Raw genomic sequence first — 22,019 nt, forward strand, 5'->3', positions numbered from 1 at the left:
CCCCATCGCTAGGCGGGCAGTTCGGCCTCGATGAGATCGGCCGCCCGCCGGGTACCGCCCTCCTTCTCCATCCGGTCGCGGATGTCCCGCAGCCGGCGCGCCACCCCCGGGTCGCCGGTGAGGGCGAGGACGGCCTCGCGCAGTACGGCGGGTGTCGCCTCCGCCATCGGGACGTGGCGGGCGACGCCGAGCGCCTGGAGCAGGTCGGCGTTGCCGAACTGATCGACGGCCTGCGGTACGGCGACCATGGGCGTGCCGGTGGCCAGGCCCTCCTGGCTGCCGCCCGCACCGGCGTGCGTGACGAAGGCGTCGGCCTGCCGGAGGATCGCCAACTGCGGTACCCACTGGTGCACCTCGATGTTGTCCGGCACCTCCCCGAGCTCCGCCGGGTCGACGAACCTGCCGATCTGCAGCACGACGTGCCAGCCCGGCAGATCCCCGAAGGCCGCCACGCACGCGCGGTAGAACCCGGGCTGTTTGGTGAAACTGGAGCCCAGCGAGACGAGCAGCACCTTGTCGGCGCCCGGGGGCCGCCGCCACTCCCCCTGCGCGGCGCGGTCGCCCTGGCAGCCGCCGACGAAGGTGTACCGCTCCTCGTCGACACGGTCGGCGTTCGGCTGCAGGACCCGGGGCACGAGGACCAGACACCGGTCGGGCCGTCCCATGAAGTCCTCGACACTCAGGTCCATGCCGTGTGCGGCGATCCAGCCGGCGAAGGTCTCATAAAAGGCCCGGCCGCGCGGTGTCCGCTTGACCGGTTCGAAGACGGCCCGGCCGACCTCCTCCTCGTACCCCTCCCAGGCGACCATGCTCGGGGAGAGCTGCACGATCGGGACACCCCAGCGGTGGGCCAGGACCCGGGCCGGGTAGGCGGTGATGTCGTACAGGACGAGATCCGGCTCGTCGCCCTCGTACGCCGCCGCGAGCTGCGGCTCGGCCTGCAGGGCGTCCGTCAGGAACGGTTCGAGGTGGTCGATCGTCTCGGTCCCCCACGCGTCCGGGTCGTCGTCGGTCGGCAGCGTCGAGTGCCAGATCCGGGGCTCCGCCCCCGTCTCGGCGACCTTCTCGGCGAAGGCGGGCGGAACGGCGTACGTGACCCGGTGCCCGCGCGCGACGAGCTCCCGGATCACCTCGATGCTCGGGTTCACATGCCCGTGCGCGGCGATGGAGAACATGGCGATGTGGGCGCGTCGGATGGTGGTCATGCCCCGACCGTAGACGAGACGAGACGTCTCGTGCAATCTCATTCCCGGGCGTCGCCACACCCGTCGCCCGCGGGTCGCTCAGCGCCGGCAACGGGCCGGAACCGGGTCGCCGTCCCGGACCGGCCGTCCGCGGAGCCCGGCCTGATCGATCGCCCCGCCGGAGTACCCCTGGAAGGCGGGGGTCGCGGTCTTGACCTTCCCCTCGGGGTGGCCGTGCACCGACCGGGCGGGCGCCGGACGCAGGCGGGAGACGGGAGCGGTGCCCGTCGCCCAGCTGTTCCCGGCGGTGCGCGGGGCGGAATCCGCCAGGGCCCGCGTCCCCGTGGCCGGCATCCAGCCCCGAGCGCCGGCCGGACCAGGCTCTCCGGCCGGAACAGGACGTCGACGAACGCGGCGGCAAGACACCGGGCACACGCCCCGACCTGTGCGAATGCGAGACTGGCCGCGAAGGGCGTGACCGCGACGCCGTGCGCGCGGGCCCCGTGCGCGGCGCGTCACGGGGACGCGGGGACGCGGGGACGCGGCGACCGCGCGGGCACCGCGCGAGGAGACGGAGGCGACGGATGGACGAGGCGCGGGCGCGGGACGTACTGGCCGCGGCGGGCGTGCTGCCGGGGCCGCCCGGGGAGGCCGAACTCCTCGCCCTGGGCGAGAACGCGGTCTTCGCCGCCGGTGAGCTGGTGGTCAAGGTGGGCCGGGACGCCGAACTCCTCGACCGCGCCCGGCGGGAGCTGGACATCGCGGAGTGGCTCGCCGGGGCCGGTGTCCCCGCGGTGCGGGCCGCCGGGAGCGAGGCGCTGCTGGTGGACGGTCATCCGGTGACGGTGTGGCACCGCCTGCCCGCGCCCGTACGCCCCGCCGAGCCGCACGATCTGGCCGAACTGCTCCGGGTGGTGCACGCGCTGCCCTCGCCCCCCTTCGCCCTGCCGCCCCGGGAACTGCTGGGCGGCGTGGAGCGCTGGCTGCGGCTGGCGGGCGACGCGATCGACCCGCGGGACGCGGCCTTCCTGCGTGCCCGGCGTGACGGCTTCGCGTCCGCCGCCGCCGCGCTCACCCCGCATCTGCCCCCGGGCCCGATCCACGGGGACGCGCTGCCGCGCAACGTCCATGTCGGTCCCGACGGCCCGGTCCTGATGGACCTGGAGACCTTCTCCGCCGATCTGCGCGAGCACGACCTCGTGGTCATGGCGCTCTCCCGGGACCGCTACGGGATGCCCGCCGAGGCGTACGACTCGTTCACCCGGGGCTACGGCTGGGACGTGCGCGCGTGGGAGGGCTGTTCCGTGCTGCGGGGTGCCCGGGAGACCGCAAGCTGCGCGTGGGTGGCCCAGCACGCACCGGGCAGTACCAAGGCGCTGGCCGAGTTCGAACGCAGGGTGGCGTCCCTGCGGGACGGGGACGATTCGGTCCGCTGGTATCCGTTCTGACGCCGCGGCTCTCCCCGGCGGGCCGTCGCGCCGCCGCCCGGTCCGGCACCGTGGGCGGCTGCGTGGTAGCCCGCTCCGGCCTCGCGGGCCGCGCGGGTCACCGGCGGAGCCGAGCGGCATGAGTCCCGGACCGCGCCTGTCGCCTCGCGGGAGGGGCTGCCCGTCCTGACCGCCGCGTGCCATGTCACCGGCCGTCGTGACCGCCGCGCCTCATGTCTCAGGCTGTCGCGACCGCACCGGTCACCGCACCGGCCGAGGACCGCCGGTCGGCTCGGGCCGTCCGCTCACCGGCCACCGCTCACCGCGGGCCGTCCACTCACCGGCCACCGCTCGCCGCAGGTCATCCGCTCACCAGCCGCCACTCAGGCCGCAGGCCCGCTGTCGCGCCCGCTGCCCGCGGCCTGCCGCCCGCACGGGCCGCCGCGCGCCCGAGCGCCGCGGCTCCCGGGGCCGCTCGGGGGTCAGACCCGTTCGTCGGCGAGGTCGCGCAGGGGCCAGGTCCCGTCGACGACCGCGTCCGTGTCGCCCTTGCGGCGCAGGAAGCTCTGGAAGTCCGCCGCCCACTCGGCGTACCACTCGATCTGGCGGCGGTGCAGTGCGGCGGGGCCGAGACCCGCGACCTTCGGGTGCCGGCCGGCTATCGCTCCGGCGAGCCGGGCCGCGGCGAGGGCGTCGGCCGAGGCGTCGTGGGCCGCGCGCAGTTCCACCCCGTACTCCGTGCAGACCGCTTCGAGGTTGCGCTTGCCGCGGCGGTAGCGGTCGACGGAGCGGTCGATGGTGTACGGGTCGATGACCGGGGCGGGGTCGCTGCCGCCGAGCCGCTCACGCAGCGAGGGCAGGCCGTGCCTGCGCAGTTCGGCGGAGAGCAGCGTCAGGTCGAAGGCGGCGTTGTACGCGACGACCGGGACGCCCGTCTTCCAGTACCCGACCAGGACCTCCGCGATCGCGTCGGCGACCTGGTCGGCGGGGCGGCCCTCCGCGGTGGCGCGCTCGTTCGAGATGCCGTGCACCGCGACGGCGTCCTCCGGGATCCGCACGCCCGGATCGGCCAGCCACTCGCGGCGGCCCAGCGGTTCTCCGTCCTTGACCTCGATCACGGCGCCCGTGACGATGCGCGCCTCGCGCGGATCGGTCCCGGTCGTCTCCAGGTCGAAGCCGATCAGCAGCTCCTGGTGCCAGCCCATCGGCGGCCCCCCTTCTTCGTGGTGCTTTCCCCCAGTGGTCTCCACGATCGCACGGCCCACTGACAACCCGAGGAGCGCGTTCCGCTTCCGGAGGACGGCGACACTTCAGGACACCGGCCGCGAATCGGCCCAGGCCACCTCGAACTCCTCGCGATATGTCGGGAAGAGCCCTTCCTCGCCGATCTCGTCCGGTTTGACCACACGGCCGCCGCCGCGCAGCACCAGCACCGGTGCCTCCATGCCACGCGCGCGGCGCAGATACGACTGCACGACCGCGATGCCGTCGGAGCCGTCGCCGTCGACGAGGTACGCCGTGAAGCGCGGTGTCTCGTCGTAGACCTGGATCTCGAACGCGCCCGGGTCCCGCAGCCGGGCCCGCACCCTGCGCATGTGCAGGATGTTCATCTCGACGGCGCGGCTCAGCTCGCCCCGCTTGAGGCCGAGTTCGCGCTCGCGGCGCTTGACCGCGCTGGAGGCCGGGTTGAGGAACAGCAGCCTGACCCGGCAGCCGGACTCGGCGAGCCGTACCAGCCGCCGTCCGGAGAAGTTCTGCACCAGCAGGTTCAGACCGATGCCGACGGCGTCGAGACGACGGGCTCCGCCGAAGAGGTCCTCCGCGGGGAACTGCCGCAGTAGCCGGACCCGGTCGGAATGGACCCCGACGACGTCCGCGTACCGGTCGCCGACCAGGTCCTCGACGGCGTCGACGGGCAGCCGCCGCGCGGAGGGCGTGTCACTGCCGGCGCCGAGTATCTCCAGGAGCTTCGCGGCGGCCCGCTCGGCCTGGCCCAGCACCGCCTCGGACAGCGCCCGGTTGCGCGAGACCACGTTCCGGGTGACTTCCAGTTCGTCGAGGGCGAGTTCGACGTCCCGGCGCTCGTCGAAGTAGGGCTCGAAGCAGGGCCAGTGCTGCACCATCAGCTCGCGCAGCTGGGGCAGGGTGAGGAAACTGAGCACGTTGTCGTCGGCGGGGTCGAGCAGATACCCCTTGCGCCGGCTGACCTCGCGCACCGCGACCGCGCGCTGCACCCACTCCTGCCCGGCCGGACCCGCCGCCGCGACCACCCAATCGTCGCTGTGGACGGGTTCGTAGATGGGGCGCAGAACAGCGGCCACGACCGCGCGCACCCGCTGTTCGACCAGGTTCAGCCAGATGTAGGCGCGCCCGGCCCGCTGGGCACGCGTACGCACCTCGCGCCAGGCGTCGGCGCCCCAGTCCAGTTCCGGTCCGATGGATCCCATCTCCATCGGCCGCGCCAGGGACACCGCGCCGGGTGGGACATCTGTGGAGTTCCCCTCGTGACCCTCGTCACCAGGAGGCAACTCCAGCCCTCCCGAGCCCACCCGCGCACCGCCTTCCGCTCCCCCGAGCTCTCCCGTGGGGCCAGCCCCACTCAACGATCAAGGAAGGGTACTCCGGGAGCGGCGGGCGGTGCAGCCCGATGGACAGGTCGTTTCTCAACTAGCGTTTTCCACATGCCCGTTCTGGTCGGCCAGCTCCGGCGGAGTGAGCGGATTCATAGCCGTGACGTCGCGCGGAGCGATGGAGAAGCCCTGCCAGTGGACCGGCATGGGCTGCTGGTCCTCGTCGCGGGCGATGTGGTGGAAGCCCACGTTGACCCAGACGATGGGGTGGGTGAGGGTCTGCCCGTTGACGTACTTGTCGACGGACTTGCCCGCGCCCGCTCCACAGTTGAGCAGATTGTCGCTCGCGAACTGCTCGCACTTCTTGTACTCGGTGAAGTACAGGTCGTGCTTGGTGAAGCTGCGGCCGAGGTACTTGGTGGTGGCGCCGGGGACGATCTCGTAGGAGCGGGCGTGGTCGTCCTTGTTCTTGCCGGTGGCGCTGACCACCCGCCACCAGCGCATGTTCTTGGCGTCGCCCGCGAGTTCCTTCGTGATCTTGGTGCGGGTGGTCTTGTTGGTCGGGCCCTCGTTGCCGTTGCGGGGCGGGCTGACCACCGAGTCGTACTGCTCGATCTTGTTCTTGGAGGAACCGTCCAGGCCGAAGTCGAGCCGCCAGAAGACGTTGTGGCTGTGGCTGGTGGCGTACGCCTTCGCGCCCTTGCCGATGGGCCAGCCGCGGCCGTCGCCGGCGTCGTAGTCACCCGGCGAGAGGCTGCCGGTTGCGCCGATGTTCATGCTCACGGTGCCGTCGTCCTGGAAACGCCACTCGGTGATGTACTCGTACCAGCCGACCTTGTTGACCGTGTAGATCAGCAGGTCCTTGCCCTGGGTCTGGTAGACCTTGTTCCCCGAGTCGGCCTCCATGCGGTAGGCGTGACCGCGCGAACGGGTCGTGGTGCACAGACCGTTGACGTTCGGGTGCTGCGGATCCCAGGCGTTGGGGATCTTCACGGTCTTGATGGTGCCGCCGGGGCACTCGCCCGGCGCCATCTTCATCAGGCCCTGCCCGAAGCCCGCGCCCGTGAGGTCGTCGTACTCGGCCTTGCCGTCGTCGTAGGGGACGTGGATCTGGCCGAGCTTGGCGCTGGTGAGGATCTTTATCGGCTGGGCCTCGCCCTTGGGCTGGTACGAGATGTTCTCCAGGACGAGCCCGGCCTCGCTCTCGTAGTGCCAGCACATGCGCCAGGTGGTGCCGGTGGAGAGCTTCTGCTCGATCTTGTAGGCCGTGCTGCAACTGGCCGCGGCCGCCGGGGCGGACTTCGGCTGGGCGACGGCCGGACCCGCGGCCGTCGTCGCGCCGGCGGCCAGCGCGGCCACTGACAGGCCCACCGCCGTCCGGCTGCGGGCATGGCTGATTCTGTTCACGCGCATGACGAAGGGACTCCTCGCGAAAGCATGCGGAAGAAGGGAGTTGGAGAGAACGGAGGTGAGGGCGGCGCCACGCGGGCGAGGCGGCCGCGGACGTCAGCCGAGCGTGCCGACCTTGCGGGCGCTCAGATCGATCACCAGGTCACGGCTGTCGATCCAGGACCCGTTCCTGACCTTCGGGAAGAGCCTCACGCAGCGGTGCTCCCCGCACTTCGCGAGGAGGCCGGGCCGGGCACCCGTGGTGGCCCGGTAGACCATGCTGTTGAGCGTGAGCTGGTCGGGCGAGGTGAGTTCCTTGCCGGTGGCGTCCTTGTAGTCGGCCCGCAGGCCCGCGCCGAGCGGGTCGGCGATGAGCAGCTGGGCCGCCTCGTCCATCTCGTCACGGCTCAACGGCGGCTGGACGCCGTGCTGGGTGTCCGTCCTCTCCACCTTGCCGGTGCCGAGATCGACGGTCCTGGTGACGAGCGTGTCGTCGTGGTAGTCGTAGAACGTGACGTCCGCGCGGCGAGGTGCCCCCGGGTCGTCGAGTTCGTCCTCCTCCGGCTCGGCGAGGTCGACGCTGATGCGCTGCGGGCCCCGGCCGCCCTCGACGTTCTCGCTGGAACGGAACAACTGCCGGTTCGCCGCCAGCTGTTCGACCCGTGCCGTCTCGTCGTCGGTCAGCGGGTCACGGCCGACGCCCTTGTCCCCCTGCGCCGGAGCCTGTTCGACGACGCCGGGCCGCGCGGCCGCCTGCCCCTGGTCCTGTCCCTGCGCCTGTCCTTGTCCGGTCTGCTGCGAGCCGGCGCCGGCCGGGCCCCGGCCCGGTTCGTCGGCGCCCGCCGAGCCCGGCAGGGTGATCCCGACCATCACGGCCGTCCCTGCCACCGCGATGGCCGCACCCGCCACCACTTTTCCCAGATGGCGGTGCACTATCTTGCGCACATTTCCCCCTACTCCCCCTGTTTCCCTAGGAGCGTTTTGAGTACCACCGGTTCGGCATACGACGTATGCCTGGTCAGCGGGTAAGAGGGACGTAAGTCATAGGAGGTTCCATCACTTTCGGGGAGACTCGCTTCGGAGTCGCCCCCCGGGGCGCGGCACTACTGGGAGAGTCGTATCCATGCAGGTCTGGCCTGGTGAGGCATATCCACTCGGTGCCACGTACGACGGCGCCGGTACCAATTTCGCGGTCTTCTCGGAGGCCGCCGACCGGATCGAGCTGTGTCTGCTGCACGACGACGGCTCGGAGACGGCGGTCGAACTGCGCGAGAGCGACGCGTTCGTACGGCACGCGTACCTGCCCGGGATCATGCCCGGCCAGCGGTACGGGTTCCGGGTGCACGGGCCGTACGCGCCCGAGCGCGGACAGCGCGTCAACTCCGCCAAGCTGCTGCTCGATCCATACGCACGTGCGATAAGCGGCTCGATCGACTGGGGCGAGGAGGTGTACGGCTATCCGTTCGGGTCGCCCGACAAGCGCAACGACCTGGACTCGGCGCCGCACACCATGACGTCGGTCGTGGTCAACCCGTACTTCGACTGGGGGGACGACCGTCGCCCCCGTACCGAATACCACCACACCGTGATCTACGAGGCCCATGTGAAGGGCCTCACGATGCGGCATCCGGCACTGCCCGAGGAACTGCGCGGCACCTACGCGGCACTCGCCCATCCCGCGATCATCGAACACCTGACGGAGCTGGGGGTGACGGCTCTGGAGCTGATGCCGGTGCACCAGTTCGTGAACGACCACCGTCTGGTGGAGATGGGCCTCAACAACTACTGGGGCTACAACACCATCGGCTTCTTCGCCCCGCACAACACGTACGCCTCCTGGGGAGACCGAGGCCAGCAGGTCCTGGAGTTCAAGTCGGCGGTCCGCGCGCTGCACGAGGCCGGGATCGAGGTCATCCTGGACGTGGTCTACAACCACACGGCCGAGGGCAACCACCTGGGACCTACCCTCTCCTTCAGGGGTCTCGACAACGCCTCCTACTACCGCCTCGCGGACGACCCCCGCTACTACATGGACACCACGGGGACCGGCAACTCCCTCCTGATGCGGTCCCCGCACGTGCTCCAGCTGATCATGGACTCGCTGCGCTACTGGGTCACCGAGATGCACGTCGACGGCTTCCGCTTCGACCTCGCGGCCACCCTGGCACGGCAGTTCCACGAGGTGGACCGGCTGTCGTCGTTCTTCGACCTGGTCCAGCAGGACCCGGTGGTCTCCCAGGTGAAGCTGATCGCCGAGCCCTGGGACGTCGGCGAGGGCGGCTACCAGGTGGGCAACTTCCCGCCGCTGTGGACGGAGTGGAACGGCAAGTACCGCGACACCGTCCGAGACCTGTGGCGCGGCGAGCCCCGCACGCTCGCCGAGTTCGCCTCCCGACTGACCGGTTCGTCGGACCTCTACCAGGACGACGGCCGCCGGCCGCTCGCCTCCATCAACTTCGTCACCTGCCACGACGGGTTCACCCTCAACGACCTCGTCTCCTACAACGAAAAGCGCAACCAGGCCAACGGAGAGGACAACCGCGACGGCGAGAGCCACAACCGCTCGTGGAACTGCGGTGCCGAGGGCGAGACCGACGACGAGGGCGTCCTCGCCCTGCGGGCCCGCCAGCGGCGCAACATCATCGCGACGCTGATGCTCTCCCAGGGTGTGCCGATGCTCAGCCACGGCGACGAGTTCGCCCGCACCCAGGGCGGCAACAACAACGCATACTGCCAGGACAGCGAGCTCGCCTGGGTGCCGTGGCCGCAGGAGGGCGGCGAACTGCTCGACTTCACCCGGGCGATGGTGTGGCTGCGCCGTGACCACCCGGTGTTCCGGCGCCGCCGCTTCTTCCACGGCCGGCCCGTCCAGGGCACCCACGACGAGCTGTCCGACATCGCGTGGTTCACCCCCGCCGGCGCCGAGATGACCGAACAGGACTGGGGGGCGACGCAGACGCACGCGCTGTCCGTCTTCCTCAACGGCAACGCGATCTCCGAACCGGGCCCGCGCGGGGAGCACATCGCCGACGACTCCTTCCTCCTGATGTTCAACGCCTCCCCGAAGTCGCTGGAGTTCACGGTCCCCGTCGACCACGGTCGGCAGTGGCAGGTGGTGGTCGACACCGCCCTGCCGGAGGGACCGGTACCGGGCACCGGCGCCAAGGTCCAGGCCGGGGACCGGCTGACACTGATCGACCGGAGCCTGACGGTGCTGCAACGGCCCGCCCAGGACTTCTGACCCGGTCCCGTCGCACCGGCCGGGGGGTTGGGGGGCGCCCCGCCGCACCCCGGCCGCGACGCCCTGGGCCGTCCGGCCGGGACCGGTCGGTCGGGCCGGTCGGTCGGACCGGTCGGCCGGGCCGGACCGGACCGCCGGCTCCCGGCCGTGGCCCCGATGCCGCGGTCGTCCGGCCGTCGGGGGGCCCCGGCGCGGCCGTCGCCCCGCGCGGGTCCCGCCGGGGCCGCGGGGCGGGCGCGCGGGGCCTCCAGGCGACCGGACGACCGCGGGCCCGGCCCCCCACGGACCCGTATGCGGGCGTGGATGTCACGAAACCGGGCGAGAGGGGTACGTAGGTTCCCATGACACCTGAGCGTCCCGAACGGGAGATCCCGGACTCCATGGGTCCCGCCGCTCCGACCGCCACGTACCGGCTCCAGCTGCAACCCGAGTTCCCCTTCGCGGCCGCCGAGGCCGCCGTGCCGTACCTGGCCTCGCTCGGGGTCTCCCATCTGCACCTGTCCCCGGTCCTCGAGGCCGTCCCGGGCTCGGCGCACGGCTACGACGTCGTCGACCACACACGGGTGCGGGAGGAACTGGGAGGCGAGCGCGGGCTGCGCTCCCTGGCCCGCACCGCACGCGAGCACGGGCTCGGGCTCGTCGTGGACATCGTGCCGAACCACATGGCCATGGCCCCGCGCCACAACCGCCCGCTGTGGGAGGTACTGCGCGAGGGGCCCGAATCGCCGTACGCGCGCTGGTTCGACATCGACTGGGACGCGCAGGGCGGCCGGGTGCTGCTGCCGGTGCTCGGGGGCCGCCTCGGCACCGAGCTCGACCGCTTCAAGGTGGACGGCGACGTCCTGCGCTACTACGACCACGAGTTCCCCTTGCGCGAGGGCACCCGGGACCTGCCGCTGCCCCGGCTCCTCGACGCGCAGTGGTACCGCCCGGTCTGGTGGCGGCTGGCCCGCACCGAGCTGAACTACCGGCGTTTCTTCAGCATTTCGGAACTCGTCGGGGTGCGGGTCGAGGACCCGGAGGTGTTCGCCGCGACCCACGGCAAGATCCTGGAACTGCTGGCCGACGGCGTGTTCGAGGGGCTGCGCGTCGACCATCCGGACGGGCTCGCGGACCCGGACGCGTATCTGCGCCGTCTGCACGAGGCGAGTGGCGGACGCTGGACGGTCGTCGAGAAGATCCTCGCGGACGGCGAACCGCTGCCCGCCGCCTGGCCGGTCGCGGGCACCACCGGCTACGACGCGCTGCGGCACGTCGACGGCCTCTTCACGGACCCGGCCGGAGCGGCCGAACTTCTGGGCGTGTACCGGCGGTTCGCGTCTCCGCCGGCCGACCTGGGTGGGTCCTGGGAGGCGACGGTGCGCCGGGCGGCGTACCAGGTGCTCACCCACGAGCTGGCCACCGAGTCCGGCCGTCTCACCCGGGTGGCCGCCCGCCTGTGCGCCCGCTCGGACGAACCGGGACTGCGCGACCACGCGCCCTGGGCCCTGGGCACCGCGCTGCGTGAACTGCTCGTACGGGTCGGGGTGTACCGGCCGTATCCCTCCACGGACGCCTCCACCGTGGTCACCGCGGAGGCCGCCGCCGAGGCCCGGGCCGTCTTCACCGTGCCTGAGGAGGCGCACGCCGTGGACGTCGTACGGGATCTCGTGCTCGGACGGTACGGGGACGGGCCCGAACACGCCGAGTTCCGGGCCCGGTTCGCCCAGACCTCGTCCGCGCTGCGCGCGAAGTCCGTGGAGGACACGGCGTTCTACCGCTACGTACCCCTGCTGTCGGCCAACGAGGTGGGCGGTGCCCCGGGAGCCCCGGCCGTCTCCCCCGACGACTTCCACGCCTACTGCGCCCGCCTCCAGCGGGACTGGCCCGGCACCGGGACGGCGCTGTCCACCCACGACACGAAACGCAGCGCCGACGTACGCGCGGCGCTGTCCGTGCTCACCCAGTGTCCGGACCGGTGGGACGGCCTGCTGGCCGAGGTGACACCGCGGGACGCGGCGGACGTGCCCGACCCGCAGACGGCGTGGGCCGCCTGGCAGACGGTGTTCGGGCTGGGCCCCGCCGACCCGGACCGGGTCCGGGGCGCGCTCCTCAAGCACGTCCGGGAGGCCGGCCTGCACACCGCCTGGACCGAGCAGGACCCCGCGTACGAGGCAGCGGTCGCGGCGTTCGTCACCGCGGGCCCCTGCGGGGAGCCCGGCCGGCACGTCGCCGCCCTCCGGGCGGAACTCGCGCCGCACGTGCGCGCGAACGTCCTGGGGGCGGCCCTCGTACACCTGACCATGCCGGGGTTGCCGGACGTGTACCAGGGCACCGAGGACGAGTACCTGGCGCTGGTGGACCCGGACAACCGGGAGCCGTTCGCGCCCCCGCGGCCGTCGCCACCCCGATCCTCCGCCCCGGGCACGGCGGCGAGCGCGGAGACGGCGGGGATCCCGGAGAAGGCCGCGCTCACCACCGCCGCGCTCCGGCTGCGCGCGCGGCGCCCCGACGTCTTCGGGAGTACGGCGACGTACGCTCCGCTGGCCGCCGAGGGGCCGCGGGCCGCGCACTGTGTGGCCTTCGTACGCTCCGGGGAGGTGCTCTCGGCCGTCACCCGGTTGTCGTCGCGGCTGACCGACGGGGGCGGCTGGCGCGACACATGTCTCGCGCTGCCCGCGGGGCGGTGGACGGATCTGCTCGTCCCCGGACGGCGGTTCACGGGGCGGGTGCGCGTGGCGGACCTCTTCGAACGGTCACCGGTCGCACTGCTGGAACGCACCGGTGACGACACACCCGCGGACCGGGCGACGCACGGCTGACCAGTAACGCGGTGGCGGCGGGCGGGAGTTCGGACAACCGTGGCCGGGTGACGGTCCGGAGATCCGGACGCGGGTGCGGGCCCGGGACGCCTGGGCCGGTTGACGTGCGGAGGGACGGCGCCGCGCGTCCTGGGGCGGAATCCGGGACCGGGTGACGCCCCCGGGAGGGCGGCGGCGTCGTACGAGGGCGCGGAAGGCACCCGGCGAGTCGGGGGGCCGGTGCGGCGGCCGGTCCCTCCGTCGGCCGGGCGGAGGGACCGGCCGGACGGTGGGACGGCCGGGCCCGAGCCGTCGGACAGTCGGGCCGTCCGGCCGGACGGTGGGGCTGCCGGGCGGCCGGACGGACGGCCAGGCGGTCGGACGGCCGACCGCCGTCTGGCCGTCTCCCCGCGGGACTCGGCTCGGTACACCCGTACGGGTGACGTGAACCGGCGGCCGTGGAACGCCCGCACCCGCGGGAGGACCACGCGCGTCCCGGCGGGACCTCGCGCTTTCGGGCGTGTGCGCCTCCCGAACCCGCGCGCGGGAACGGCCGGCGCCGCCGGGGCGCTCCGGCCGCCGCTTGACAGTTGACCCCGTCCGTGGAGTACTGCGGACAGCGACGCAGGGCGGACCGGTCGGGGGTGAGTCTCCTGCAGGAGCTGCGTTACCCCAGTGTGACCGAAATCGTCGCGTCCGCACGGGCGTTGGCGGCTCATCGGCCCGGCCTCAGCAGGCTCCGGCAGATCGGGGTCTCCCGCGCGGGCAGGCCGCTCCACCTGCTGTCCGTCGGTCACGCGCGGCGCGCGGTCCTCGTCGTCGCCGGGGCCCACGCCAATGAGCCGGCCGGCGGTTCGACCCTGCTGTCCCTGGCCGAACGCGTGCTGTACGACAAGGAGTTACGGGCCGGTACCTCGTGGCACTTCCTGCTCTGCGCGGACCCGGACGGGGCCAGCCTGCATGTGACACCGGCACCGCGCACGCTGCTCGACTACCACCTCGGCTTCTTCCGTCCGGCCGGACCCGAGCAGCCGGAGTGGTCGCCGTCCGTGCTGCCGCCCGACCGGCTCCCACCGGAGACGCGCGCCCTCCTCCGGGTCATCGACGAGCTGCGGCCCTACCTCCAGGTGACCCTGCACGGCACCGATCTCGGCGGCAGCTGGGTGCAGTTGACCAAGGACATCCCGGGGCTCGCCGAACCGTTCGCCAAATCCGCGGCCGAGCTGCACATCCCGGTCGAGACCGGCGCGTCGGACGCCGCGGGATGGCCGGCCTCCGGGCCCGGTGTGCATGTGATGCCGGCCCCCGGCTCGGACGCGGCCTACCCGAGCATGCCCGACGACGCACGGCACAGCACCTGGTACCACGCGCACCGGTACGGAGGGCTGACCGCGGTCGTCGAGGTCCCGATGTGGGCCAGCGACCTGGTCGCCGATCCCGCGCCGCACCCGGCGCCGGCCTCCGCGATGCGCGGTCTGGCCCGCCGGCTGCGGCTGGACGCGCACCAGGTGGAGGCGGTGCTGACGGAGGTCGTACCGCGGCTGCCCGGCCCCGACGGGCCGCTGCTGAGGGCCGCCAAGTGGGCGCTGGAGCTGATACCGGGACTGGCCGACGACTGGACGAGGACACCGCCGGCGGACACCACCAGGGCGTACGTCGGCAGCGTGGACGCGTTCGGGCGCCGGCTGCCGCTGCGGGCGGCGGCGATGCTGCTGCGCGTCCTCCAGGAGGCCGACGACCGGGCGGCGCCGCGCCTCGAACGCCTCGTCGCCTCCTGGAGCGACGCCTTCGCCGAACGCTTCGGCGCCCGCTGGGTGCCGCTGCAGCACCAGGTCGAGCACCAGTCCCGCACCGTGGTCGCGGCGGCCCTGCACGCGCGCGACGGCGCGGTCTGAACTACTCCCCCAGGGCGAACACCGCGCCCGTGTCCGCGCCCAGCACACACGAGTTCGCGAAGGTGCGCGCGTAGGTGACCGGGCGGCCGTTCCACTCGCCGCGCGCGGCGGCGGTGACCGGCGCGTAGATCATGGGGCACAGGGCGCCCGGGGTGGCCGGGATCCGCCCGATGTCGCCCCCGGCCGCCGCGAGTTCGGCACAGGCCCGTTCCGCGTGGCGGTGCGGGCCCCGGGGCGGGGCGCAGAGCAGGAGCGTGCCGGGGGTGTCGAGGTGACGGGGGCCGGGGCGGCGGATGCCGGTGCCGGGCGTGGTCCCCTCGCGGAAGGGTGCCGGCCGGGGCATCGGGCGGAGGGACACCCGGGAGGCGCGTGACGGCGCCCCGGGAGGTGCGCCGACGGGATTCCCGGCGGGCACCCGGACGGGTGAGAACGTCACGGGAGAGGCCTCGCCCCGGGTGACCGTGAGGTACAGCCAGTCGCCGGAGGCGCCCCGCCCCGAGGTCACCGGCGGCTGTTCGGAAACAGTGACCCCGACCCACGTCGGTTCGGAAGCCGTGGCCCCGACCGGCGTCGCGGCGGTCGTGAGCAGGACCGCCGCGGCCGACAGGACGCCGCGCAGCGCTTCGGTGGTTCTCGTCATTCCCGGTGCATCGGCAGGACGGCCGGTGAACTCCAGCCCGTCTCACCCGATGGGGAGCCCACCGGCGCGTACCGTCCGGCGAGTTCGAACGCGGCGATGACCACACGTGCCTGGTACTCGACCTGGCGTGCGACCGGGACCCAGCGCGCGCCGCAGCCTTCGCGGTAGTCGGCGCACCAGGCGTCGATCAGCCGGTCCAGCTCCGGCAGCGCCCCGCGCGGGTCGCACCCGGACGCGGTGACGAGCTGGTGGAGGAGTCCGGCCGTGCGCAGCGCGACCCGCCGCCCGGACAGGCGCAGGGACATGAGCCGGGCGGTGCCGAGCGAGGGCAGGGGCCGCGATCCGGAGTCCCGCAGATCGGGGTCCCAGGAGTCCGCGAGGCCGGGTCCGACCAGTAAATAGTCGTCGACCGGCGCGAGGAGGCGGGCCGCGTCCGGAGCGGTGCCGAGGCCGGGGCGGACCCGCGCGAGGATGTCCTCCAGGACGCGTGTGTCGTGGCGCAGCGTGTGGCTGACGGAGCGCAGCACCGCGTCGGCGTCGGCGGGCCGGCCGGCGTCCTCCACGGCCGCCACGCCCCACATGGGTGCCTCGACGACCGCCGTGACGGTGCCGTGGCGGTGCGGATGGAACCAGGTGGACTCCACCGCGGCCTCGGTGATCGCGGCGGCGAGGTCGCCGCGGTGCGGCGGCGGGATGCGGTAGACGGCGGGCCCCAGGTTCGGCCAGTAGAGGGTGTCGTAGGGTCCGAGCTCGCGCGGGATGCCGAGCCGTGCGGCGGTGTGGGCGACCCGCTGGGCGAGGCCGGGCAGTTCGCGGGTCAGCTCGACGAAGGCGCCGCCGACGTCGACGCCGTGCAGGGAGCACTGGAAGAAGGGCCGCAGTTCGTCCTGGAGGTCGAGCAGGGCGCGGGTCTCGGGCAGGGTCACGCGGTCCGCGCCCTCGGGCAGCCACTCGGGCTGTTCGACGAAGCCGGGGCGGAAGAAGTTCCGGAAGTAGCGGCCGAGGGTGTAGGGGCCGGGCAGCCAGGCGTCGTTGCGGCGGGAGCCGTCGGGGTCGAGGCAGAGCAGCAGGTTCCAGGTGGCGTCCGCGCCCTCGCGAAGCCGGGGGTCGGCGAGCACCCGTTCGGCGAGGCGCAGGACCGTGGCGCCGCCCACCGGCTCGTTGGCGTGCGGTCCGGCGACGACGAGGGCCTGGCGGTGGCCGTGTCCGACGGACAGGAGCCAGAGGGGGGTGCCCGCCCGGGAGGTGCCCACGCGGCGCAGCCGGGCGTCCTTCGGGCGGCGGGCCACGAGCGCGGCGGCACGGGCACCCAGCTCGTCCACGGTCGGGTAGCGGAGGAGTGGCGGCAGGGCGCACCTCCACACATACGGTGCCGTCGCTTCACCAGATGCACACGGTGTACGCACAGTCAGTCACGACTGCGAAGGTACGTCAACACCGCGGAACGGAAGGGAAGCCGAGGAAATCGCTGAGTGAAACCAAGGCCAGAGCTCGTTCGGACCGCCCGGAGGGCGGACGGACCGGGCGCGTGGCGTGGACCGGCCGCGCCCGGACGCCCCGGCGGCGAACGGTGTCCCGGCCGGGCCGGCCGAGCGGTCAGCTCAGGTCAGGTCAGGTCAGGTCGAGGACAGCCGGAAGAGCATCCGTCCGAATCCGATCTGGTCGCCGTCCTGGACGACGGCGGCGCCGATCACCCGCCGCCCGTTGACCGTCGTCCCGTTGGTCGACCCCAGGTCGCGCAGCACCCACAGGCCGCCCTGGCGGCTCAGCTCGGCGTGGATCCGCGACACCGTCTCGTGGTTGAGCCGCAGCCCGCTGGCGGGATCACGGCCGATCCGCAACGGGTAGCCGTTGCCCGGGTGGGGCAGCAGCAGCTTCGGGAGCCGCTCGGCCTGCCAGGCCCTGCGCAGACGTACGGTGAATCCGGAGACCGCCTCGACGGTGCCGAAGACCAGCTTCGACCAGCGGCCCTCGGTGGTCAGGTCGGCGGTGAGCGCGGCGAGTTCGTCGGACCGGCGGGCGGAGAGCGCCAGCTCCATGCGGCGGACGAACGTGTCGTGCGAGAGACGTCCGAGCGCGACGCCGTCACGGAGCGCCTTCAGCGCCCGGTCGCGCTCCGCGTCGGACAACCGCGCGGGGTACGTGTGGAACTCGAAGGACGACGTCACGCTGGTGATTGTCGGTCAGGAGGAGCGGGGTGTCCAGAAGACCCGGGAACCGCCGCCGCCGGGCGACACGTTCCCGCCGCGCGTCCATCACGTGACCGACGTGCGGCAAACGGGTGGAGAGGAGCACGAATCGATCTCCTGTGCCGCACCATGGACACGGGCTACGTCACGGAGAGCGGACAAGGGGGAACCGTCAGTGCGGTTCGAGGTGTGGGCACCGCAGGCCGACCGGGTGGCACTCCACTGCGAGGGCGCCGTGAGCGCGCTGGAGCGCGATCCGGAGCGCGCCGGATGGTGGACGGGAGACGCGGAGGCGCGGGACGGGACGCGCTACGGATTCGCGGTGGACGACGGACCCGTCCTGCCCGATCCGCGCTCGCGGAGGCAGCCGGACGGCCCCGAAGGGCTGAGCGCGGTGGTCGACCAGGACCGGTACGCCTGGCGCGCCGAGTGGACCGGGCGTCCGCTCCAGGGCGCGGTCCTGTACGAGCTCCACGTGGGGACGTACACCCCCGAGGGCACGCTGGACTCGGCCGCCGGGCGACTCGGCCATCTCGCTGAACTGGGGGTCACGCACGTCGAGTTGATGCCCCTGTGCCCGTTCCCCGGGCGGCACGGCTGGGGTTACGAGGGTGTCTCGCTGTGGGCGGTGCACGAGCCGTACGGCGGCCCCGAGGCGCTGAAGCGTTTCGTCGACCGGGCGCACGAGCTGGGTCTCGGCGTCGTCCTCGACGTGGTGCACAACCACCTCGGGCCGTCCGGGAACCATCTGCCGGCCTTCGGGCCGTACTTCACCGACACCCATCAGACGCCCTGGGGCTCGGCTGTGAACCTGGACGCGCCCGGCTCCGACGAGGTGCGGTCGTATCTCGTCGGCAGCGCGCTGGCGTGGCTGCGGGACCACCGGCTGGACGGACTGCGGCTGGACGCGGTGCACGCGCTGCGCGACACCCGCGCGCTGCACTTCCTGGAGGAGCTGTCCACGGCCGTGGACGCACTCGCCGGCGAAGTGGGCCGGCCGCTCTTCCTGATCGCCGAGTCGGACCTGAACGACCCCCGGCTGATCTCCCCCCGCGAGGAGAACGGTCTCGGACTGCACGCGCAGTGGAACGACGACTTCCACCACGCGCTGCACACGGCGCTGACCGGTGAGGCGCAGGGCTACTACGCGGACTTCGCCGAGACCCCTTTCGCGGCGCTCGCGAAGACGCTGACGGCGGGCTTCTTCCACGACGGCACGTATTCGAGCTTCCGGGGACGGCGCCACGGCCGCCCGCTCGACCGGACCCGGGTCCCGGCGCACCGGCTGCTCGGCTACGCGCAGACCCACGACCAGATCGGCAACCGCGCCCAGGGTGACCGCCTTTCGGCGTCGCTCTCCCCCGGGCTGCTGGCCTGCGCGGCCGCGCTGACGCTGACCGGACCCTTCACCCCGATGCTGTTCATGGGCGAGGAGTGGGCCGCGGGCACGCCCTGGCAGTTCTTCACCGACCACACCGATCCCGAGCTGGCGGAGGCCGTACGGCGGGGCAGGCGCCGGGAGTTCGCGGCGCACGGCTGGGCCGAGGAGGACGTGCCCGACCCGCAGGACCCGGCGACCCGGGAGCGTTCCTGTCTGGACTGGTCCGAGCCGGAGCGGGCGCTGCACGCGCGCGTGCTGGCCTGGTACCGGGACCTGATCGCGCTGCGCCGGCGCCATCCCGACCTCTCGGACCCCGACCTCGCCGCCGTCAGGATCGCCCATGACGAGGACGCCCGCTGGCTCGCCCTGCGGCGCGGGGACATCCGGGTGGCGGTGAACCTCGGCAAGGAGACCGCCGCGATCCCGCTCGGCCTGAGCCGGGCACGCGTGCTGGCCGCGTGGGAGCCGGTGCGGACGCCGGACGCGGAGGGGCTGCTCAGCGTGCCCGGCGAGTCGTGCGTGGTGCTGACGCAGGCGTGAGGCGTACGGGCCGACCGGACAGCGGACCGCACGCCGTCCGCTGTCCGCGGACGGCGGAACGTGCGGAGGACGTGCGCGGAGGACATGCGCGGAGGACGTGCGCGGAGGACGTGCGCGGAGGACGTGCGCGGCGGGCCGCCGACCTCGGCCCGCCCGCGCGCGCACCGGCTACGGGGGCCGGGTGTGGCGTCGCGCACGGCGGACCCGTACGGCCGACGCGTTTGGCCGACCGGCCCGGTGGACCCGTACGCCCGCGCTCGCGGTGGGGCCCGACGGTCCCCGCACGGCTGACGCGTGCGACGGACCCGTACGCCCTCGCTCGTGGCGGGCCCGGCCGTCCGCGCAGGGCGGACGTGTGCGACCGACGTGTGCGGCGGACCCGTACGGTCGACGCGTCCGGCCGACCAGCCCGGTGGACCCACGACCGCCGGTCACCGGCCCACATGCGACGCACCCCGCACGGGGAAGGTGCGCGGCGGACCCGTACCCCCGCGGTCGCGGCGGACCCGTACGGTCGGTCGGCACCGTGGGCCCGTACGACGGACCGCCGCTCCCGGGACACCGGCCCACGCACCGCCCGCGGCGGCGACCGAGCCCGACGGCGCGGGCGTGCGGTGGGGCTCCGGCGGCACGGCTCCGTACGCTCCGGGGCGGCCCGGAGCCGGGCCGTCGGGTGCCTCAGCCGTCGCCCGGCAGTTCCGTGACCCGTTCCAGGAGGATCGACTCCCAGGCGCGCAGGAGCTGGTTCCGCAGGGGCGCCAGGGGCCGGCCGGCCTGGGCCGCCAGCCGGTCGGCGAGCCGGATCACCGTGTCGCAGCGGGCCAGCCACAGACCGCGCAGACAGGGGCGGGCGCCATATCCGGCGAGGGTCGCGGCGCGTACGGCGGCGGGCGCGCCGACTGCCGCGGCGAGCCCCGCGATGTCCTCGGCCGGGTCACCGAGCACCGCGTGGGTCCAGCCGAGAACGCCCCGCACCCTGCCGTCCGCGCTCACCACCAGGTGGTCGCCCCTCAGCCCGTGGTGCACGAGGACGGCGCCCGCGGCCGGGGCGGCGAGCCGGCCGGCGGCGTCCCGGGTGAGCTGGGCGAGGTTCCCGGCGTCGAACTCGTCCTCGGCGGCCAGGCGCCCGACGGCGCGCTCGGCGGCCGCCCGCAGCTCTTCCAGGGAACGCGGCTCGGCCCGGGGCACACCGAGCGACTCCGCCTGCCGGACCGACACCTCGCGCAGCCCGGTGAGCAGCCCGGCCAGGTCGGCCTCCCCGACGGCCGAGACGTCCCGTGCCTCGCCGGAACGCCCGGGCACCCTGGTGTCCAGGGTGTAGGCCAGTCCGACCGCCCAGTCCCCGTGCGCGACGCTCCGCGGCACGGCGACCCCGACCAGAGGGCGGACCAGGTCGCGCACCCTCAGCTCCCGGCGGGCGCGCGTCGCGGCCTCGCGGTCCCGGGTGAGCCGCAGCACATGCCGGCCGCCGACCCACCAGGTGGTGTGTCCGCCGCTCTCCGCGACGGGCCGCACCTCGGGGCCGGCGTCGTCCGGCCCGCTTCCGGCGATGAGCGGACGGACCAGCCGGCGGACCGTTTCGACGGTCGGTGCGGGTGCCGGCTCGGGTGCCCGGGGCATGGTCGCGCCGTGCCGCTCCCGGTGGCCGGTCAGTCGACGATCGCCATCTCGCGGGACGTGGTGTTGAGGCGCCATCCGCCCTCCTCGGTCACCGTCACGATGTCCTCGATCCGCACCCCGAAGCGGCCGGGCAGGTAGATGCCGGGCTCCACCGAGAAGCACATCCCGGGTACGAGGGGCTGCTCCTCGCCCTCGATCATGTAGGGCGGTTCGTGCGTGGTGACGCCGATGCCGTGCCCGGTGCGGTGGATGAAGCGGTCCCCGTACCCCGCCTCGGCGACGACCGCGCGGGCCGCCCGGTCGACGTCCTGGCAGGCGGCTCCCGGCCGGACCGCCGCGACACCCGCCTCCTGGGCCGCACGCACCACGTCGTGGACCTCGCGCTCCTCCGCGTCCGGTTCGCCGACGTGGACCGTGCGGGAGGTGTCGGAGCCGTAGCCGTGCTTGAGACCGCCGAAGTCGAGGACGACCATGTCGCCGCGCTCGATGACACGCCCGCTCGCCTCGTGGTGCGGATTGGCGCCGTTGGATCCCGAGGCGACGATCGTGAAGTCGACCTGGGAGTGCCCGAACTGCCGGAGCAGATCGGCGATGTCGGCCGCCACGTCGCTCTCCCGGCGTCCGCCGAAGGGGACCTTCCGGATCTCCTCGTACGTCGCGTCGGCGGCCTCTCCCGCGGCCGCCAGGCGTTCCAGTTCCGCCACGTCCTTGACGGCGCGGAGCATCGGCAGCGCTTCGGTGAGGGCGACGTAGCGGGAGTCCGGGAGGCGCTTCTGGAGGCCGAGCAGGTGCAGTGCCCAGCCGTTGTCGCTGACGCCGAAGCGGCCGTCGGCGTCGACGAGGGACGCGGTGGCCTCGTACGGGTCCTTGCCGTCGGTCCAGTCGCGGAGGGCGAGCGTGGGCGCGGCGGCCGCCGCGTCCGGGGCCTCCAGGGTGGGCACCACCAGCACGGGGTCCTGGCCCGCCCGCAGGACCAGCAGGGTGAGCCGCTCGGTCTCCACCGGCCGGTAGCCGGTCAGCCACACCAGGTCGGGCCCCGGCGCCACCAGCAGACCGGCGAGTCCGGCCTCCGTGGCGGCCTCGGCGGCGCGCCGCATCCGGGCCTCGTAGTCACCGGCGGTGAAAGGTGTGGGCGTGCCGGTCATCCATGCCTCCGCGTGTCC

The 22,019-nt window shown here is 73.6% G+C and carries 15 protein-coding genes; 5 read left to right on the plus strand and 10 right to left on the minus strand.

The annotated features are described in order from the left end of the window. Positions 1 to 8: 8 nt before the first annotated feature. The gene (mgt, locus tag OG776_RS12550; RefSeq protein ID WP_329320658.1) at positions 9 to 1,247 is read right to left on the minus strand and encodes a macrolide-inactivating glycosyltransferase; all 1,239 of its coding nucleotides are present in this window, start codon (positions 1,245 to 1,247) and stop codon (positions 9 to 11) included. Positions 1,248 to 1,768: 521 nt separating this feature from the next. Here mgt and OG776_RS12555 point away from each other — a divergent pair. Next, positions 1,769 to 2,632: a phosphotransferase enzyme family protein gene (locus OG776_RS12555; RefSeq protein ID WP_148013190.1), complete on the plus strand. Its 864-nt coding sequence runs from the start codon at positions 1,769 to 1,771 to the stop codon at positions 2,630 to 2,632. A gap of 461 nt (positions 2,633 to 3,093) precedes the next feature. Here the strand turns inward: OG776_RS12555 and OG776_RS12560 are convergent, their stop codons facing one another. The 4 genes from OG776_RS12560 to OG776_RS12575 form a co-directional block, all read right to left on the minus strand. Next, positions 3,094 to 3,816 (minus strand): 3'-5' exonuclease, encoded by a 723-nt coding sequence (locus OG776_RS12560; RefSeq protein ID WP_148013191.1) that lies wholly within the window; start codon positions 3,814 to 3,816, stop codon positions 3,094 to 3,096. 105 nt (positions 3,817 to 3,921) lie between these two features. Further along, positions 3,922 to 5,160 carry an SAV2148 family HEPN domain-containing protein gene (locus OG776_RS12565; RefSeq protein WP_329326412.1) on the minus strand — a complete coding sequence of 413 codons (1,239 nt, stop codon included), beginning with the start codon at positions 5,158 to 5,160 and terminating at the stop codon, positions 3,922 to 3,924. Between the two features lie 114 nt (positions 5,161 to 5,274). Continuing rightward, positions 5,275 to 6,594, minus strand: a complete 1,320-nt coding sequence (locus tag OG776_RS12570) for a copper amine oxidase (RefSeq protein WP_148013193.1) — start codon at positions 6,592 to 6,594, stop codon at positions 5,275 to 5,277. 93 nt (positions 6,595 to 6,687) lie between these two features. Further along, entirely contained in the window at positions 6,688 to 7,515 is an 828-nt protein-coding gene (locus OG776_RS12575) for a Tat pathway signal sequence domain protein (RefSeq protein WP_148013194.1), read from the minus strand. A gap of 178 nt (positions 7,516 to 7,693) precedes the next feature. Between OG776_RS12575 and glgX the strand changes: the two genes are divergently transcribed. The 3 genes from glgX to OG776_RS12590 all read left to right on the plus strand — a co-directional run bounded on the left by glgX (position 7,694) and on the right by OG776_RS12590 (position 14,486). Then, positions 7,694 to 9,811, plus strand: a complete 2,118-nt coding sequence (gene glgX / locus OG776_RS12580; RefSeq protein ID WP_148013195.1) for a glycogen debranching protein GlgX — start codon at positions 7,694 to 7,696, stop codon at positions 9,809 to 9,811. A 341-nt stretch (positions 9,812 to 10,152) separates the two neighbouring features. Then, the gene (gene treY / locus OG776_RS12585) at positions 10,153 to 12,612 is read left to right on the plus strand and encodes a malto-oligosyltrehalose synthase (protein WP_329326414.1); all 2,460 of its coding nucleotides are present in this window, start codon (positions 10,153 to 10,155) and stop codon (positions 12,610 to 12,612) included. A 623-nt stretch (positions 12,613 to 13,235) separates the two neighbouring features. Then, on the plus strand, positions 13,236 to 14,486 hold the full coding sequence (locus tag OG776_RS12590; protein WP_148013198.1) for a M14 family zinc carboxypeptidase: 1,251 nt from the start codon (positions 13,236 to 13,238) through the stop codon (positions 14,484 to 14,486). Position 14,487: 1 nt separating this feature from the next. On the opposite strand, the gene OG776_RS42440 is transcribed toward OG776_RS12590, so the two are convergent. From OG776_RS42440 to OG776_RS12605, 3 genes are all read right to left on the minus strand, one after another. Further along, entirely contained in the window at positions 14,488 to 15,126 is a 639-nt protein-coding gene (locus OG776_RS42440; protein WP_443077265.1) for an SSI family serine proteinase inhibitor, read from the minus strand. Then, positions 15,123 to 16,490 (minus strand): M14 family zinc carboxypeptidase, encoded by a 1,368-nt coding sequence (locus OG776_RS12600; protein ID WP_148013199.1) that lies wholly within the window; start codon positions 16,488 to 16,490, stop codon positions 15,123 to 15,125. Before OG776_RS12600 ends, OG776_RS42440 begins: the two co-directional genes overlap by 4 nt. A 252-nt stretch (positions 16,491 to 16,742) precedes the next feature. Beyond that, positions 16,743 to 17,294 (minus strand): DUF1707 and FHA domain-containing protein, encoded by a 552-nt coding sequence (locus OG776_RS12605; protein ID WP_148013200.1) that lies wholly within the window; start codon positions 17,292 to 17,294, stop codon positions 16,743 to 16,745. Positions 17,295 to 17,490: 196 nt separating this feature from the next. Here OG776_RS12605 and treZ point away from each other — a divergent pair, with 196 nt between their 5' ends. Continuing rightward, positions 17,491 to 19,236, plus strand: a complete 1,746-nt coding sequence (gene treZ / locus OG776_RS12610; RefSeq protein ID WP_148013201.1) for a malto-oligosyltrehalose trehalohydrolase — start codon at positions 17,491 to 17,493, stop codon at positions 19,234 to 19,236. Between the two features lie 678 nt (positions 19,237 to 19,914). Here treZ and OG776_RS12615 read toward each other — a convergent pair. Together OG776_RS12615 and OG776_RS12620 are read right to left on the minus strand one after the other, a co-directional pair. Beyond that, a complete protein-coding gene (locus OG776_RS12615) occupies positions 19,915 to 20,856 on the minus strand; it encodes an aminoglycoside phosphotransferase family protein (protein WP_148013202.1) in 942 nt (313 codons plus the stop codon). Positions 20,857 to 20,885: 29 nt separating this feature from the next. Then, a complete protein-coding gene (locus OG776_RS12620; RefSeq protein ID WP_329320670.1) occupies positions 20,886 to 22,001 on the minus strand; it encodes an aminopeptidase P family protein in 1,116 nt (371 codons plus the stop codon). Positions 22,002 to 22,019: the final 18 nt, after the last annotated feature.

The sequence above is a fragment of the Streptomyces sp. NBC_01689 genome (genome assembly GCF_036250675.1).
Taxonomy (GTDB): domain Bacteria; phylum Actinomycetota; class Actinomycetes; order Streptomycetales; family Streptomycetaceae; genus Streptomyces.